Here is a 15,112-nt window from a genome sequence, read left to right on the forward strand (position 1 = left end):
AGACTTGGAATAGGGGCCAACCTGTGGGAGCTGGCTTGCCTGCGATAGCGGTGTATCAGGCAATGAATGTTTAACTGAAAGATTGCTATCGCAGGCAAGCCAGCTCCCACACGGGCCTGCATTTCAAATAGGGGTTACTTATCGCGAATCGAAAAATTCGCCATATGCTCAAGGCCCTTGATCAGCGCCGAGTGGTCCCAGTTGCCGCCGCCAAGCGCGGTGCAGGTGCTGAACACTTGCTGGGTACCGGCGGTGTTCGGCAGGTTGATCCCCAGCTCCTTGGCCCCGGCCAGCGCCAGGTTCAAATCCTTCTGGTGCAGGTTGATGCGGAAGCCCGGATCAAAGGTGCCCTTGATCATGCGTTCGCCGTGCACTTCCAGGATCTTCGACGACGCAAAACCGCCCATCAGCGCTTCACGCACCTTGGCCGGGTCGGCGCCGTTTTTCGAGGCGAACAACAGCGCTTCGGCCACCGCCTGGATGTTCAGCGCGACGATGATCTGGTTGGCGACCTTGGCGGTTTGGCCATCGCCATTGCCGCCGACCAGGGTGATGTTCTTGCCCATGCTCTGGAACAGCGGCAGGGCGCGTTCAAAGGTCTGCGGCTCGCCACCGATCATGATGCTCAAGGTGCCGGCCTTGGCACCGACTTCACCGCCGGACACCGGCGCGTCGAGGTACTGCGCGCCGGTTTCGTTGATCTTCGCCGCGAACGCCTTGGTGGCGGTGGGCGAGATCGAGCTCATGTCGATCACTACTTTGTTCGGCGACAGGCCAGCGGCTACGCCGTCCTTGCGGAACAGCACGTCCTCGACCTGCGGAGTGTCCGGCACCATCACGATGATGAATTCAGCTTCCTGCGCCACTTGCTGCGGGTTGGCCAGGGCCACTGCGCCCGCGTCGATCAGGGCTTGTGGAGCCTTGCCGTGGTGTTCGGAGAGAAACAGTTGGTGACCTGCTTTCTGCAGGTTCGCGGCCATGGGTTCGCCCATGATGCCGGTGCCGATAAAGCCGATTTTAGCCATGAGAAATTCCTCTTGTTATTAGGTGTGCAAGCCTGGCGAGGCCCGCCAAGACACAGGAGATCCAAATGTGGGAGGGGCTTGCTCCCGATAGTGGTGTATCAGTCGACACAGATGTTGAATGACAGACCATCGGGAGCAAGCCCCCTCCCACATTGGGTTTTGTGTTGTGTCTGTTAGATCGCGTTATGGGTTTTGAGCCAACCCAAGCCCGCTTCAGTGGTGGTCAACGGCTTGTACTCACAGCCGACCCAACCCTTATAACCAATGCGGTCCAGATGCTCGAACAGGAACCGATAGTTAATCTCGCCAGTGCCCGGCTCATTGCGCCCCGGATTGTCCGCCAGCTGGATGTGATTGATCTCACCCAGGTGCGCAGCCATGGTGCGGGCCAGGTCGCCTTCCATGATTTGCATGTGGTAGATGTCGTATTGCAGGAACAGGTTGGCGCTGCCCACCTGCTCGCGAATCGACAAAGCTTGCGCGGTGTTGTTCAGGTAGAAGCCCGGGATGTCGCGGGTGTTGATCATCTCCATCACCAGCTTGATGCCCGCCGCCTGCAACTTCTCGGCGGCGTACTTGAGGTTGGCGACGAAGGTTTTTTCCACTGTTTCGTCATCCACACCGGCGGGACGAATCCCCGCCAGGCAGTTGATCTGGGTGTTGCCCAGCACCTCGGCGTAAGCGATGGCCAGCTTGACCCCGGCGCGGAATTCCTCAACCCGGTCCGGGTGGCAAGCCAGGCCGCGCTCGCCCTTGGCCCAGTCACCGGCCGGCAGGTTGAACAGCACTTGAGTCAGGCCGTTGGCGTCCAGATGCGCCCTGATGTCGGCGGAGCTGAATTCGTATGGGAACAGGTATTCCACGCCTTGAAAGCCCGCATCGGCGGCCGCTTTGAAACGGGCGAGAAAGTCCTGCTCGGTAAACAGCATGGACAGGTTGGCAGCAAAGCGCGGCATAGGGTTCTCCTTAATCGAGCAGGGAAATGGCGGTCGGCGCATCGTTGCCGACCAGTGCCAGATCTTCGAATTCGTTGACGGCGTTGATCTCGGTGCCCATGGAAATATTGGTCACGCGCTCCAGAATAATCTCAACGATCACCGGAACCTTGAATTCTTCGATCAATTCCTCGGCGCGACGCAGGGCGGGTGCGATCTGGCTTGGCTCGAACACACGCAGGGCCTTGCAACCCAGGCCTTCGGCGACGGCGACGTGGTCCACGCCATAGCCGTTGAGTTCCGGCGCATTGAGGTTGTCGAAAGACAGCTGCACGCAGTAATCCATCTCAAACCCGCGCTGGGCCTGGCGGATCAAGCCCAGGTAGGAGTTGTTCACCACGACGTGGATGTACGGCAGCTTGAATTGCGCGCCCACGGCCAGCTCTTCGATCATGAACTGGAAGTCGTAGTCGCCGGACAGCGCCACCACTTTGCGCGTCGGGTCGGCCTTGACCACGCCGAGTGCTGCCGGAATGGTCCAGCCCAAGGGGCCTGCCTGGCCGCAGTTGATCCAGTGACGTGGCTTGTACACATGCAGGAACTGTGCGCCGGCAATCTGCGACAGGCCGATGGTGCTGACGTAGCAGGTGTCTTTGCCAAACACCTGGTTCATCTCTTCGTACACGCGCTGCGGCTTGACCGGTACGTTGTCGAAGTGGGTCTTGCGGTGCAGGGTCGCCTTGCGCTGCTGGCAGTCATTGAGCCAGGCGCTGCGGTCCTTGAGCTTGCCGGCGGCTTTCCACTCGCGGGCCACTTCAATGAACATCGTCAGTGCGGAGCCGGCGTCGGACACGATGCCCAGGTCCGGGGTGAACACGCGGCCAATCTGCGTCGGCTCGATGTCGACGTGGATGAACTTGCGGCCTTCGGTGTACACGTCCACCGAACCGGTGTGGCGGTTGGCCCAGCGGTTACCGATGCCCAGCACCACGTCCGACTTGAGCAGCGTCGCGTTGCCATAACGGTGGGAGGTTTGCAGGCCGACCATGCCGACCATTTGCGGGTGATCGTCGGGGATGGTGCCCCAGCCCATCAGGGTCGGGATCACCGGAATACCGGTCAGTTCAGCAAATTCCACCAGCAGCTCGCTGGCATCGGCGTTGATTACGCCACCACCGCTCACCAGCAGCGGGCGTTCAGCCTGGTCCAGCAGGGCCAGGGCTTTTTCAACCTGGATGCGCGTGGCCAAAGGCTTGGCCAGCGGCAGCGGCTGGTAGGCGTCGATGTCGAATTCGATCTCGGCCATTTGCACGTCGAACGGCAGGTCGATCAGCACCGGGCCAGGGCGGCCGGAGCGCATTTCATAAAAGGCTTTCTGGAACGCATACGGCACTTGGCCGGGCTCCATCACCATGGTCGCCCACTTGGTCACCGGCTTGACGATGCTGGTGATGTCCACGGCCTGGAAGTCTTCCTTGTGCATCCGGGCCCGTGGTGCCTGGCCGGTGATGCACAGGATCGGGATCGAGTCGGCCCAGGCGCTGTACAGGCCGGTGACCATGTCGGTGCCCGCCGGGCCGGAAGTACCGATGCACACGCCGATGTTGCCGGCCTTGGTGCGGGTATAGCCCTCGGCCATGTGCGAGGCGCCTTCAACGTGGCGAGCAAGGACGTGATCGATGCCACCGACCTTCTGCAAGGCCGAATACAGCGGGTTGATCGCGGCGCCCGGGATACCGAAGGCGGTGTCGACCCCTTCACGGCGCATCACCAGGACTGCGGCTTCGATTGCTCTCATTTTGCTCATGGTTTTGGTGCCTCTTGCGTTTTGTAATTGTATACAAGTGGTGTCTGGTCAAAGTGTATTCACGGCGAGCGGCGCAGGTCAACGGATTTTATAAACCTGCCTTTACGTTCGTCGGAAGCGCTTTTTTCGACGTGTGGAGCCTTTGTGCGAAAATATTGTATACAAAAACAAATGTCATTGTGTTCTATTTGTTTGATCGAGCATCTGATCCTGCAGACCTCAACCGCTTTACCCATAACAAGATAAGGACGGCACCATGAGCGCTTTAACCTTGAAACTCGCCACCCAACTGGCCAGCCAGGCCCTCAGCGCAGGGCGCACGATTTCGGCCGCGCCGCTGACCATCGCCGTGCTCGACAGCGGCGGCCACCTGATCACCTTGCAGCGGGAAGACGGCGCCAGCCTGCTGCGCCCGCAAATCGCCATCGGCAAGGCCTGGGGCGCGATTGCACTGGGCAAGGGTTCACGTTTGCTCGCGCTGGACGCGCAACAGCGCCCGGCGTTTATCGCCGCATTGAACAGCCTGGGGCAGGGCAGCGTGGTGCCGGCACCGGGCGGTGTGTTGATTCGCAATGGAGAGGGTGTGGTGCTCGGGGCGATCGGGATCAGCGGGGACACGTCGGATATTGATGAGCAGTGCGCGATTACGGCGATTGAGGGGGTGGGGTTGTTGGCGGATGCGGGGGGGTCGGCTTGATGTGAGGTGATCGTACTGGCCTCTTCGCGAGCAAGCCCGCTCCCACATTTGACTGCATTCCAAAGTTGAAACGCGGTCAAATGTGGGAGCGGGCTTGCTCGCGAAGGCGGCAACTCGGTTTCAGCTCTAAACCCAAATCGCATCCCACAACGGATAGTCGCCAATCCGCTCGACCAGCTTGGCGCGCAGTGGATTGGCCACCACATACCTGGCCATTTTCACCAGATCATCCTCTTTGCGCAGCGCACGATCATGAAAACTGGTTTGCCATAACCGGCCCTTGCGACCAGTCGCGCCATTCACAGTTCGAGTGCTCTTGGATTTCACCTGACACATCAAATCACCCAGCGAACCCTTTTGCAGTTCGATCAGCCAGTGGAAATGGTCAGGCATCACTACCCAGGCCAGTGAGTTAGCCCGCCCCTGATACTGGGCAAGTCTGAATTGCCAGACCACCAGGCGGCCCAGATGAAAATCACTGAATATCGGTACACGTTCATGGGTGTTGGTGGTGATCAGGTAGGTGCGGCTCGGCTCACTGAATCGCCCGATGCGCAGGCTGTGTGATGTGGCTAAATCAGGCATTCCATGGCCTCTGTTCAGATGGGGTTCTGAGAGGCTAGATCTCTGTGGCTGATGCTGATCGGCAGGCTTTTGGCAGGATGTGTCTGGGAGGGCGCTTTCGCGAGCAAGCCCGCTCCCACATGGGTTCTGCGGTGTTCATACAATGTGTGTCTGGCACCCCGGTCTATCAGTCCGGCTCACACCCCTTCAACACCAACCGAATAATCGTCACCGCCGCCGCTTCATAATCCGCCTCATCCAGCTTCGCCTTCCCGGTCACCGCGGAAATCTGCCAGTCAAAATCCGCGTACGTCTGCGTCGCCGCCCAGATGCTGAACATCAAATGATTGGGGTCAATGGCCGCGATCAACCCGCGATCCACCCAGCTTTGGATGCAATCGATGTTGTGCTTGGCCTGGGCATTCAGCTGCTCAACCTGCTCTGCGCTGAGGTGCGGCGCGCCGTGCATGATTTCGCTGGCGAACACTTTGGAGGCAAACGGCAGGTCGCGGGAGATGCGGATTTTCGAGCGGATGTAATTGCTCAAGACGACCGATGGCTCGCCATCCGGGTTGAACGGCGTGGAAGCGGCCAGGATCGGCTCGATTATGCTTTCGAGCACCTCGCGGTAGAGGTTGTCCTTGGACTTGAAGTAGTAATAAACATTGGGCTTGGGCAGCCCGGCCTTGGCGGCGATGTCGCTGGTTTTGGTCGCGGCGAAGCCCTTGTCGGCAAACTCCTCGCTGGCCGCCCGCAGGATCATTTGTTTGTTGCGCTCGCGAATGGTGCTCATAAACCAGGAACTTCCTTGCCAAGACTGGCGGTCGGGCATGGTAGCACCGGCTTGACGCAGCGCTCAAGAATACGGGCGCAGCCCTTGTATCACGGGCGTTACACTGACATTTTCTGTCTTGATGCTGAATGCATTCACAGTTGTACAGGCTTGCACGGGGCGCGCTGCTAGAGTTCAGGTCAGCGGCACGGTGATAACGCCGGTCGTTTTGTCCTGTATTCGGCGTTCGAGTGAGAAACCGTGGAGAAAAGCAGACGACGTACGTTCGCCTGGGTCGTTGGCCTGTTGTTGCTGGCGCTGGTGATTGTTTTGGGCATGCACTTCTTTTACAGCGGCGCCCACAAGGGCCGGCCTCCTTCTCTCGGCGAGCCGGTGGCCGTGGTCCCGGTGGCCTTGCAGGATGTGCCGGTGTACATCGATGCCCTCGGCACGGTCACTCCGACTCGCAGCGTGACGGTGGTGAGCCAGGTCGATGGCATTCTCAGCAGCGTGGAGTTCAAGGAAGGCCAGCACGTCAGCAAAGGCCAGGTCATCGCCCGCATCGATGACCGTGCGCTCAAGGCGCAACTGGCGGTTGCCAAAGGCACACTCGCTCACGATCAGGCGGTGTTGAGCAACGCCCAGCGTGACTTGGCCCGCTACCGCGACTTGGTCAAGGCTGGCTCCACCAGCCAGCAAACGCTCGACACACAAGCCTCCGTCGTCCAGCAACAACAGGGTACCGTCGCCGCCGACCAAGGCAATGTGCAAAACCTCGAAGTACAGCTGAGCTACTGCACCATCACCTCGCCGGTGGATGGCGTGGTTGGTTTGCGCCTGGTCGACCCTGGCAATTACGTCACCACGGCCAGCACCACCGGGATTGTGGTGATCACCCAGATGAACCCGGCCACCGTGGTGTTTGCGGTGCCTGAGGATGACCTCGGCGCAATCAATCAGGCCCTGGCCCGTGGCACCGTCACCGTGCTGGCTTACGACCGCAACAAGAAATCCCTGCTGGCCACCGGCAGCCTGCTGGCTCTGGACAATCAGGTGGACACCAGCACCGGCACCATCAAGGTCAAGGCGCAGTTCGATGATTCGGGCAACGCGCTGTTCCCCAACCAGTTCGTCAACGCGCGCTTGAAGGCCGACACCTTGAGCCAGGTCGCCGTGGTGCCCACCCGCGCGATCCAGCACGGCAGCAAGGGTGACTTTGTGTTCGTGGTCAACGGCAGCAAGGCCAGCCTGCGCACGATCAACACCGGCCCGTCCACCGGGGATGTCTCGGCGGTGCTCGACAATGGGCTCAAGGCCCGTGAGCAAGTGATTACCGAGGGCGCCGACAAACTGGACGATGGCTCGCCCGTGAAGGTTATCGCCGAGTGAGGGGCTGCCGAGCATGAATATTTCGCGGCCCTTTATCGAACGCCCCGTTGCCACCACGCTGATGATGGTCGCGGTGCTGTTGCTCGGTTTGCTGGGGTATCACTTGCTGTCGGTGTCGGCGCTGCCCGAGGTGGACTACCCGACCATCCAGGTATTCACCCAGTACCCCGGCGCCAGCCCGGACGTGGTCAGTTCCTCGATCACCGCACCGCTGGAACGCCAGCTCGGCGAGATGCCGGGGCTCAAGTCGATGAACTCCACCAGCTCCGACGGCGCCTCGGTGGTGACCCTGCAATTTGACCTGTCGCTGTCCCTGGACGTGGCCGAACAGGAAGTGCAGGCGGCGATCAACGCGGCGGGCACGTTCCTGCCGGCGAACCTGCCGTACCCGCCGGTGTACAGCAAGGTCAACCCGGCGGATGCGCCGGTGCTGACCCTGTCGCTGACCTCCGACGTGCTGCCGCTGACCAAGGTTGAAGACCTGGCGGACACACGGCTGGCGCAGAAAATTTCGCAAATTACCGGCGTTGGTCTGGTGACCATCAGCGGCGGCCAGCGCCCGGCGGTGCGGGTCGAGGCCAACGCTTCGGCATTGAACAACCTCGGTCTTTCCCTGGATGACCTGCGCACGTCCTTGGGCACCGCCAACGTCAACCAGGCCAAGGGCAATATCGACGGCAAGTTCCAGGCGTATTCCATCGGCGCCAACGACCAACTGCAGTCGGCCGAGGAATACCGCGACCTGGTGATCGCCTATAAAAATGGCGCGCCGATTCGCCTGTCGCAAATCGCCACGTCGACCCAGGGCCCGGAAAATCCACGGCAAGCCGCATGGACCAATGACACACCGTCGATCGTGCTGAATATCCAGCGCCAACCCGGCGCCAACGTGATCGAAGTGGTCGACCGCGTGCAGCAACTGCTGCCCAAATTGCGCGCCAGTTTGCCGGGCACCCTGAAGGTGGCGGTGCTGACCGACCGCACCCAGACCATCCGCGCCTCGGTCACCGATGTGCAGTACGAACTGGGCTTGGCGATCCTGCTGGTGGTGATCGTGATTTTCGCCTTCCTGCGCAACGTGCCCGCCACGATTATTCCGGCGGTGACCATTCCGCTGACGCTGATCGGCACCCTGGCCGTCGCCTATGCGCTGGGCTTTTCCCTGAACAACCTGACGCTGATGGCGCTGACCATCGCCATCGGTTTTGTGGTGGATGACGCCATCGTCATGATCGAAAACATCACCCGTTACCTGGAGGCGGGTGACACGCCGTTGCAAGCCGCGCTCAAGGGTGCGGAGCAGATCGGTTTCACGATTATTTCGCTGTCCATCGCGCTGATCGCGGTGATGATCCCGCTGCTGTTCATGGGCGATGTGGTCGGGCGGCTGTTCCGCGAATTTGCCATGACCGTGGCGGTGACCATCGTGATTTCGGCGGTGATATCTCTAACGCTGACGCCGATGATGTGCGCGCGCATGCTCAAGTCCAAACACGAGGAGCGCCGCGCGGATTTCTTCGACCGTATCAATGGTCATTACGTGCGTGGCCTGGATTGGGTGTTGGCACACCGCACCCTCACGTTGATCTCGGTGGTGCTCACCGCCGCGCTGACCTTGTTCACGCTGGTGATCATGCCCAAGGGCTTTTTCCCGGATCAGGACACCGGCCTGATTCAGGGTATTTCCCAGGCCTCGCCAACCGTCTCGTTCCAGCAGATGCAGGTCGAGCAACAGCGCCTGGCGGCGCGCATTCTCAAGGACCCGGCGGTGCAGAGCCTGTCGTCGTTTGTCGGTATCGACCAGACCAACCCGACCATCAACCAGGGCAATTTGCTGATCAACCTCAAGCCGCGTGGCGAACGTGACAGCAGCACCGAAGTGATCCGCCGCCTGGCCGACGCGAATGCCGACGACGCCGGCATCCGCCTGTACCTGCATTCAGTTCAGGACCTGACGCTGGACGCCACCGTATCCACCACCAGCTACCGCCTCGGCCTGCAAGCCACCGACCCGGACGAGCTGGAGCAATGGACCACCAAACTGCTCGCCGCGATCAAGAAAGACCCGATGTTCACCGACGTGCAAAGCCAGGCCATGCAGTTCGGCAACCAGATCAAACTGACCTTTGACCGTGCTACGGCCTCGCGCTTGGGGATCACCCCGCAGGCCATCGACGACGTGCTCTACGACGCCTTCGGCCAGCGTCAGGTCTCGACCATTTACACCCAGCTGAACCAGTACCACGTGGTGATCGCCACCGACCACCCGCCGCGCAACTTGCCGGATTTGCTCACCGGTTTGTACGTGGACATTCCCGGCGGCGGCGTGGCGCCGTTGTCGAGCATGGCGACGATGGAAGTGGTGCGCGCGCCGGTGACTATCAACCGCTTGGGGCAATTTCCCTACGCCGATGTGTCATTCAACCTCGCGCCCGGCCAGACCCTTGGCGCCGCAGTGACCCGTCTGCAGGATATTGAAGCCAAAGTCGGCCTGCCGCTGTCGGTGCAGGCCAACCTCGAAGGCGCGGCGGCGACCTTCCAGGCGTCGTTGTCGAACCAGGTGTTTCTGGTGCTGGCGGCGATTGTGGTGGTGTACCTGATGCTGGGGATTCTGTACGAGAGCTTCGTGCACCCGGTGACGATCCTCTCGACGCTGTTGTCGGCGGCCCTCGGCGCGTTGCTGGCCTTGCTGGTCACAGGTACGCAGTTCGACATCATCGGCTTGATCGGCATTGTGCTGCTGATCGGCATCGTCATGAAAAACGGCATCATGATGGTCGACTTTGCCCTTGAGCTATTACGCGAAGGCGGCTTGAGCCCGGTTGAGGCGATTCGCCAAGCCGCAGAGCTGCGCTTCCGGCCGATTTTGATGACGAGTATGGCCTCGCTGTTCGGTGCAGTGCCGTTGGCGCTGGGCACGGGCATCGGCTCGGAGCTGCGCCACCCGCTGGGCATCGCGATCATTGGCGGGCTGTTGCTGAGCCAGTTGCTCACGCTGTTTTCCACGCCGGTGATCTTCCTCGCCATGCACGGCCTTGGCGAGCGTTTCAGCCGTCGCCTGGTTGCCGTGGATTGATGCGATGAACCTCAGCGCGCCGTTTATCCGCCGCCCCATTGCCACCACGCTGCTGGCGGCCGGGCTGGCCCTGTTTGGCGTGCTGGCGTTCAACCTGTTGCCGGTGGCGCCGCTGCCGGAAGTGGATTTCCCGACCATCAGCGTCAGCGCGTCTTTACCCGGCGCCGACCCGACCACCGTCGCCAGCTCCGTGGCCACGCCGCTGGAGCGCCAGTTCGGGCAGATCGCCGGGGTCACGCAAATGACCTCCGCCAGCAGCCTCGGCTCGACGCGCATCACCATGCAGTTCGATTTGAGCCGCGACATCGACGGCGCCGCGCGGGACGTGCAGGCGGCGATCAACGCCGCGCGCAGCAACTTGCCCAGCGACCTGTCCGGCAACCCGACGTACCGCAAGGTCAACCCGGCCGACTCGCCAATCCTGATCATCAGCCTGACCTCCGACAGTGCCACGCCGGGCCAGATGTACGACGCGGCCTCGACGGTGCTCGAGCAGCGGTTGCTGCAAACCACCGGCGTCGGCGACGTGACCGTGGGCGGCGGCGCGCTGCCAGCCGTTCGTATAGAACTGAACCCGGACCGGCTAAATCAATACGGCGTCAGCCTGGAACAGGTGCGCCAGGTGATCGGCGCCTCCAACGCCAACCTGCCCAAGGGCAACGTGGCGGTGGGCGACCGCTCGTACGGCATCGGCGCCAATGACCAACTGCTCGACAGCCACGAGTACGGGCCGCTGGTGGTCAAGGCGCATAACGGCGACCTGATCCATATTTCCGACCTCGGCTACGTGCGCGAAGACGTGCAGGACCTGCGCAACTTCGGCCTGTCCAACGGCAAGCCGGCGGTGCTGCTGGTGGTGTTCAAGCAGCCCGGCGCCAATGTGATCGACACGGTGGACGCGGTCAAAGCCTCGCTGCCGTTCCTGCAAAGCTCGATTCCCGCGTCGATCAAGCTGGACCTGCTGATGGACCGCACCACCACCATCCGCGCGTCGTTGCACGACGTGGAAGTGACGTTGCTGGCGTCGATCCTGCTGGTGACGCTGGTGACCTTCGGTTTCTTCCGCGACTGGCGCAGCACGCTGGTACCAGCCATCGTGGTGCCGTTGTCGTTGCTCGGCACCTTTGGCGCGATGTATTTCCTCGGCTACAGCCTGAACAATCTGTCGCTGATGGCGCTGACCATTTCCACCGGCTTTGTGGTGGACGACGCCATCGTGGTGGTGGAAAACATCATGCGTCACCTGGAGCGCGGCAAGACGCGGATTGAAGCCGCGATGGCCGGGGCGCAGGAAGTCGGGTTCACGGTCATGACCATCAGCGTGTCGCTGGTGGCGGTGTTCATTCCGTTGCTGCTGATGGGCGGGATTGTCGGGCGGCTGTTTCGCGAGTTTTCGGTGTCGTTGTCAGTGGCCATCGTGATCTCGATGGTGATCTCGCTGACCGTCACGCCGATGCTTGCCAGCGTGTTATTGCGTGCGCCAAAGGAGACCCACGAAGGCAACGAACACCCGGATTCGCGCTTTCATCGCTTCTATGACCGTACGTTGGGCTGGGTCATTGATCACTCGATTCTGATGGGCCTGGTGACAGTGCTGGTGATCGTGCTGGCGGGGGTGTTGTACGTGCTGGTGCCCAAGGGGTTTTTCCCGCAGGAAGACACCGGGCGCCTGCAGGGCAGCATCATTGCGGCGCAAAGTATTTCTTACGGTGCGATGCAAAAGGACTTCACCGAGATCAATCGCAAAGTCATGAAAAACCCCAACGTGGAAACGGCTGCGGGGTTTGTCGGCGGCGGGGGCGGTGGTGGCGGGGCGGTCAACAGTGCGCAGATGTTTGTGCTGCTCAAGCCTTTGGGCGAGCGCAAGGACGGCGCCACCGAAGTGATCGCGCAGATTCGCCGCACACTTGGCGATTTGCCGGGGACCAAGTTGTTCCTGCAATCGGCTCAGGACATCACCGTGGGCGGCCGGCAAAGTGGCGCGCAGTACCAGTACACCCTGACTGCCGACGACCAATCGTCATTGGATGAATGGGTGCCGAAGGTGGTGGCCGTGCTGCACAAGCTGCCGCAATTGACCGACCTGAATACCGACCAGCAAGACAACAGCCTGCTGGCCAATGTGCACATCAACCGCGACACGGCGGCGCGGCTCGGTGTGGGCATGTCGGCGGTGGACCAGACGCTTTACGACGCCTTTGGCCAGCGCCAGGTGTCGACGCTGTATCGCGCCGCCAACCAGTACCACGTGGTGATGGAAATCGCCCCCGAATACTGGACTGACCCGTCGGCGCTCAAGGGCATTTATGTGCCGAGCGGCAGCCAGGCGGTGTCGGCCAGAGGCACCACCGCCGTGCCGAATCTGGCCAGCCCGGCGCCGTTGGTGCCGTTGTCTGCGCTGGCGGATAACGCGGTGGCGCGCACGGCTATTTCCATCAGCCACCAAAGCACGTTTCCGGCGGTGACCGTCTCGTTCAACCTCGCGCCCGGCACGTCCATCGGCCAGGCGACGGAGCTGGTGGATGACGCGGTGAAGCAGTTGCGCATGCCGGCCAGCGTCACCGGGCAGTTTGCCGGGACGGCGCAGGTGTTCCAGTCTTCAGTGGCCAGCGAGCCGTTGCTGATTGTTGCCGCGTTGCTCTCGGTGTACATCGTGTTGGGCATTCTTTATGAAAACCTGATGCACCCGCTGACGATCCTGTCCACCTTGCCTTCGGCGGGTGTCGGCGCCCTGATCGCCTTGCTGCTGACTGGCACCGAGCTGTCGATCATCGCGCTGGTGGGGGTGATTCTGTTGATCGGTATCGTGAAGAAGAACGCGATCATGATGATCGACTTCGCGATCACTGAGCGCCGCGAGTTTGGCCTCACGGCCAAGGAAGCGATCCGCCGCGCGTGCCTGATCCGCTTCCGGCCGATCATGATGACCACGCTGGCGGCGATCCTCGGCGCGTTGCCGCTGGTGCTCGGCACGGGCTATGGCTCGGAACTGCGCCGACCGTTGGGCATTTCGATTATTGGCGGGTTGCTGCTCAGCCAGGTGCTGACGCTTTACACCACCCCGGTGATTTACCTCTGGCTCGACCGGGCGTCGCAACGCCTGGGCCGGCACAAGGAAGCAAGGTCATGAAATTCAGAGTTAGCGTGCTGGTGGTCAGCCTGATGCTCGGCGGTTGCATGGTCGGGCCGGATTATCAAAAGCCCGCCATGGAACTGCCGCAGTCGTTCAAGGAAGGCGCGCAGTGGCAGCGTGCGGCGTCCAACCCTCAGGGTGCGCTCGACAGCCAGTGGTGGCTGGCCTATCAGGACCCGGTGTTGAACGATTTGGTGGCGCGTTCAGCCAGGGCCAACCAGTCGATCATTGCCGCCGAGGCGGCGTATCGCTTGGCGCAGGCGCAGGTGGCGTCAAGCCGTGCCGGGTTGTGGCCGACGGTGGGCGTGGGGTTGTCGGGTTCGCGGGGGGAGGGTGGTGATGGCAGCAGCAGTTCCGTCACCACGGCGTCGACTGGTGTGAAGAACAGCGTGAGCGCGACCCTGACGGCCAGTTGGGAGCCGGATTTATGGGGGCTGGTGCGCCGGGGGATAGAGTCGAGCCAGGCCTCGGCGCAGCAATCGGATGCGTTGCTGGCCGGGGTGCGTTTGTCGATCAGTTCCAGTGTGGCGAGTAATTACCTGGCGCTGCGGCAGATGGATATCGACGTGCGGTTGTTGCAACAGCAGCAGACGATCAATCAGCAATTGCTCGACATGATTCAGGCGCAGTTCACTCAAGGCGTTGCGACCAATGACCAGTTGCTGGTGGCGCAGGACCAACTGACCACCTCGATTGCTGACTTGCAGACGTCGCTGCGTGACCGCGAGCAGTATGAGCATGCGCTGGCGGTGCTGGTGGGGGTGGCGCCGAGTGAATTCAGTGTGGCGCCACGCACTGACTTTGCGTTCGTGGTGCCGCGTCCGCCGTTGTCGTTGCCGTCTACGTTGCTGCAACGGCGGCCGGATGTGGTGGCGGCTGAGCGTTCGGCGGCGGCGGCGAATGCCAAAATCGGTGTGGCGCAGGCGGCGTTTTTTCCGACGCTGGATCTTACGGCGTCGGCGGGTTATCGAGGCAGTGCGTTGGGTGGGTTGTTTTCGTTGCCCAATCGGATCTGGACCCTTGGGCCTGCGCTGGCTGAGACGATTTTTGATGGTGGCGCGCGGGAAGCGGCGGTCAAGCAGGCTGAGGCCAGCTATGACCAGATTGCGGCCAACTATCGCGGCACGGTGCTCGGTGCGTTGCAGAATGTGGAGGACAACTTGTCGGCGATCAATCATCTGCAGACGCAGGCTGATGCGTTTGGGCAGGTGTTTGCGCGTAATCAGCAGTTGTTTGGCAGCCAGGAGGCGCAGTTGCGTGCGGGCACGGTGAGTCGGGAGGCGGTGCTGACGCAGCAGTTGGTGTTGTTGCAAGCTGAGCAGAATTTGCGGGATACGCAGGGGCAGTTGAGTCAGGGGAGTGTGGCGTTGGTTCAGAGCCTGGGCGGCGGCTGGAAGCCCTGACGGGCTTCAATGATGCCCCCTGGGATTCAAATGTGGGAGCTGGCTTGCCTGCGATGGCGGTGTGTCAGTTGGCTGGGGTATTTGTTCGGAGTACATATCCATTGCTGCGGTAACGGCTGGTATTGGTTCCGCTCTTACAGCGGGTCACTTTTGGAAGAGCGCCAAAAGTAACCAAAAACGCTTCGCCCCACCACTCGGCACCTCGCTCACGCTCGGTGTGCCCGCACGCAGGCTTGAATCCGTGGGCAACCCGGCAGGACGCCGGGTTAGCCGCACTGGGCCAAGGATGGCCCATTGCGGCGGCCCACGGA

The 15,112-nt window shown here is 61.6% G+C and carries 10 protein-coding genes; 5 read left to right on the forward strand and 5 right to left on the reverse strand.

Annotated features, from left to right (window positions below; translation table 11 throughout):
- Window positions 1–134: 134 nt before the first annotated feature.
- From BFW87_RS20685 to gcl, 3 genes are all read right to left on the reverse strand, one after another.
- On the reverse strand, window positions 135–1,025 hold the full coding sequence (locus tag BFW87_RS20685; RefSeq protein WP_078741565.1) for a 2-hydroxy-3-oxopropionate reductase: 891 nt from the start codon (window positions 1,023–1,025) through the stop codon (window positions 135–137).
- A 173-nt stretch (window positions 1,026–1,198) separates the two neighbouring features.
- Window positions 1,199–1,981, reverse strand: coding sequence for a hydroxypyruvate isomerase (gene hyi / locus BFW87_RS20690; protein ID WP_078741566.1), 783 nt, complete (start codon window positions 1,979–1,981; stop codon window positions 1,199–1,201).
- A 10-nt stretch (window positions 1,982–1,991) separates the two neighbouring features.
- Window positions 1,992–3,767, reverse strand: a complete 1,776-nt coding sequence (gene gcl / locus BFW87_RS20695; protein ID WP_078741568.1) for a glyoxylate carboligase — start codon at window positions 3,765–3,767, stop codon at window positions 1,992–1,994.
- A 256-nt stretch (window positions 3,768–4,023) separates the two neighbouring features.
- Between gcl and BFW87_RS20700 the strand changes: the two genes are divergently transcribed.
- Complete coding sequence (locus tag BFW87_RS20700; RefSeq protein ID WP_078741569.1) at window positions 4,024–4,464, forward strand: GlcG/HbpS family heme-binding protein; 441 nt, start codon at window positions 4,024–4,026, stop codon at window positions 4,462–4,464.
- Window positions 4,465–4,590: 126 nt separating this feature from the next.
- On the opposite strand, the gene BFW87_RS20705 is transcribed toward BFW87_RS20700, so the two are convergent.
- Together BFW87_RS20705 and BFW87_RS20710 are read right to left on the reverse strand one after the other, a co-directional pair.
- Window positions 4,591–5,049 carry an REP-associated tyrosine transposase gene (locus tag BFW87_RS20705; RefSeq protein WP_078741570.1) on the reverse strand — a complete coding sequence of 153 codons (459 nt, stop codon included), beginning with the start codon at window positions 5,047–5,049 and terminating at the stop codon, window positions 4,591–4,593.
- A gap of 166 nt (window positions 5,050–5,215) precedes the next feature.
- On the reverse strand, window positions 5,216–5,821 hold the full coding sequence (locus BFW87_RS20710; protein ID WP_078741572.1) for a TetR/AcrR family transcriptional regulator: 606 nt from the start codon (window positions 5,819–5,821) through the stop codon (window positions 5,216–5,218).
- 240 nt (window positions 5,822–6,061) lie between these two features.
- On the opposite strand from BFW87_RS20710, the gene BFW87_RS20715 reads away from it, so the two are divergent.
- Genes BFW87_RS20715 through BFW87_RS20730 form a run of 4 tightly spaced genes read left to right on the forward strand, consistent with a single transcriptional unit; the run spans window position 6,062 to window position 14,801 of the window.
- Window positions 6,062–7,189, forward strand: coding sequence for an efflux RND transporter periplasmic adaptor subunit (locus BFW87_RS20715; protein WP_078741573.1), 1,128 nt, complete (start codon window positions 6,062–6,064; stop codon window positions 7,187–7,189).
- Window positions 7,190–7,202: 13 nt separating this feature from the next.
- Complete coding sequence (locus tag BFW87_RS20720; protein ID WP_078741574.1) at window positions 7,203–10,265, forward strand: efflux RND transporter permease subunit; 3,063 nt, start codon at window positions 7,203–7,205, stop codon at window positions 10,263–10,265.
- A 4-nt stretch (window positions 10,266–10,269) separates the two neighbouring features.
- Window positions 10,270–13,395, forward strand: coding sequence for an efflux RND transporter permease subunit (locus tag BFW87_RS20725; protein ID WP_078741576.1), 3,126 nt, complete (start codon window positions 10,270–10,272; stop codon window positions 13,393–13,395).
- Window positions 13,392–14,801, forward strand: a complete 1,410-nt coding sequence (locus BFW87_RS20730) for an efflux transporter outer membrane subunit (RefSeq protein WP_078741577.1) — start codon at window positions 13,392–13,394, stop codon at window positions 14,799–14,801. The genes BFW87_RS20725 and BFW87_RS20730 overlap by 4 nt, the downstream gene beginning before the upstream one ends.
- Window positions 14,802–15,112 lie beyond the last annotated feature (311 nt).

This window comes from Pseudomonas fluorescens (assembly GCF_002022275.1).
Classification (GTDB): Bacteria; Pseudomonadota; Gammaproteobacteria; order Pseudomonadales; family Pseudomonadaceae; genus Aquipseudomonas; species Aquipseudomonas fluorescens_AJ.

Excerpts from the sequence above, each read along its gene's own strand:
- BFW87_RS20685 (WP_078741565.1), bottom strand. The coding sequence starts at position 1,025 with ATGGCTAAAATCGGCTTTATCGGCACCGGCATCATGGGCGAACCCATG.
- hyi (WP_078741566.1), bottom strand. The coding sequence starts at position 1,981 with ATGCCGCGCTTTGCTGCCAACCTGTCCATGCTGTTTACCGAGCAGGAC.
- gcl (WP_078741568.1), bottom strand. The coding sequence starts at position 3,767 with ATGAGCAAAATGAGAGCAATCGAAGCCGCAGTCCTGGTGATGCGCCGT.
- BFW87_RS20700 (WP_078741569.1), top strand. The coding sequence starts at position 4,024 with ATGAGCGCTTTAACCTTGAAACTCGCCACCCAACTGGCCAGCCAGGCC.
- BFW87_RS20705 (WP_078741570.1), bottom strand. The coding sequence starts at position 5,049 with ATGCCTGATTTAGCCACATCACACAGCCTGCGCATCGGGCGATTCAGT.
- BFW87_RS20710 (WP_078741572.1), bottom strand. The coding sequence starts at position 5,821 with ATGAGCACCATTCGCGAGCGCAACAAACAAATGATCCTGCGGGCGGCC.
- BFW87_RS20720 (WP_078741574.1), top strand. The coding sequence starts at position 7,203 with ATGAATATTTCGCGGCCCTTTATCGAACGCCCCGTTGCCACCACGCTG.
- BFW87_RS20725 (WP_078741576.1), top strand. The coding sequence starts at position 10,270 with ATGAACCTCAGCGCGCCGTTTATCCGCCGCCCCATTGCCACCACGCTG.
- BFW87_RS20730 (WP_078741577.1), top strand. The coding sequence starts at position 13,392 with ATGAAATTCAGAGTTAGCGTGCTGGTGGTCAGCCTGATGCTCGGCGGT.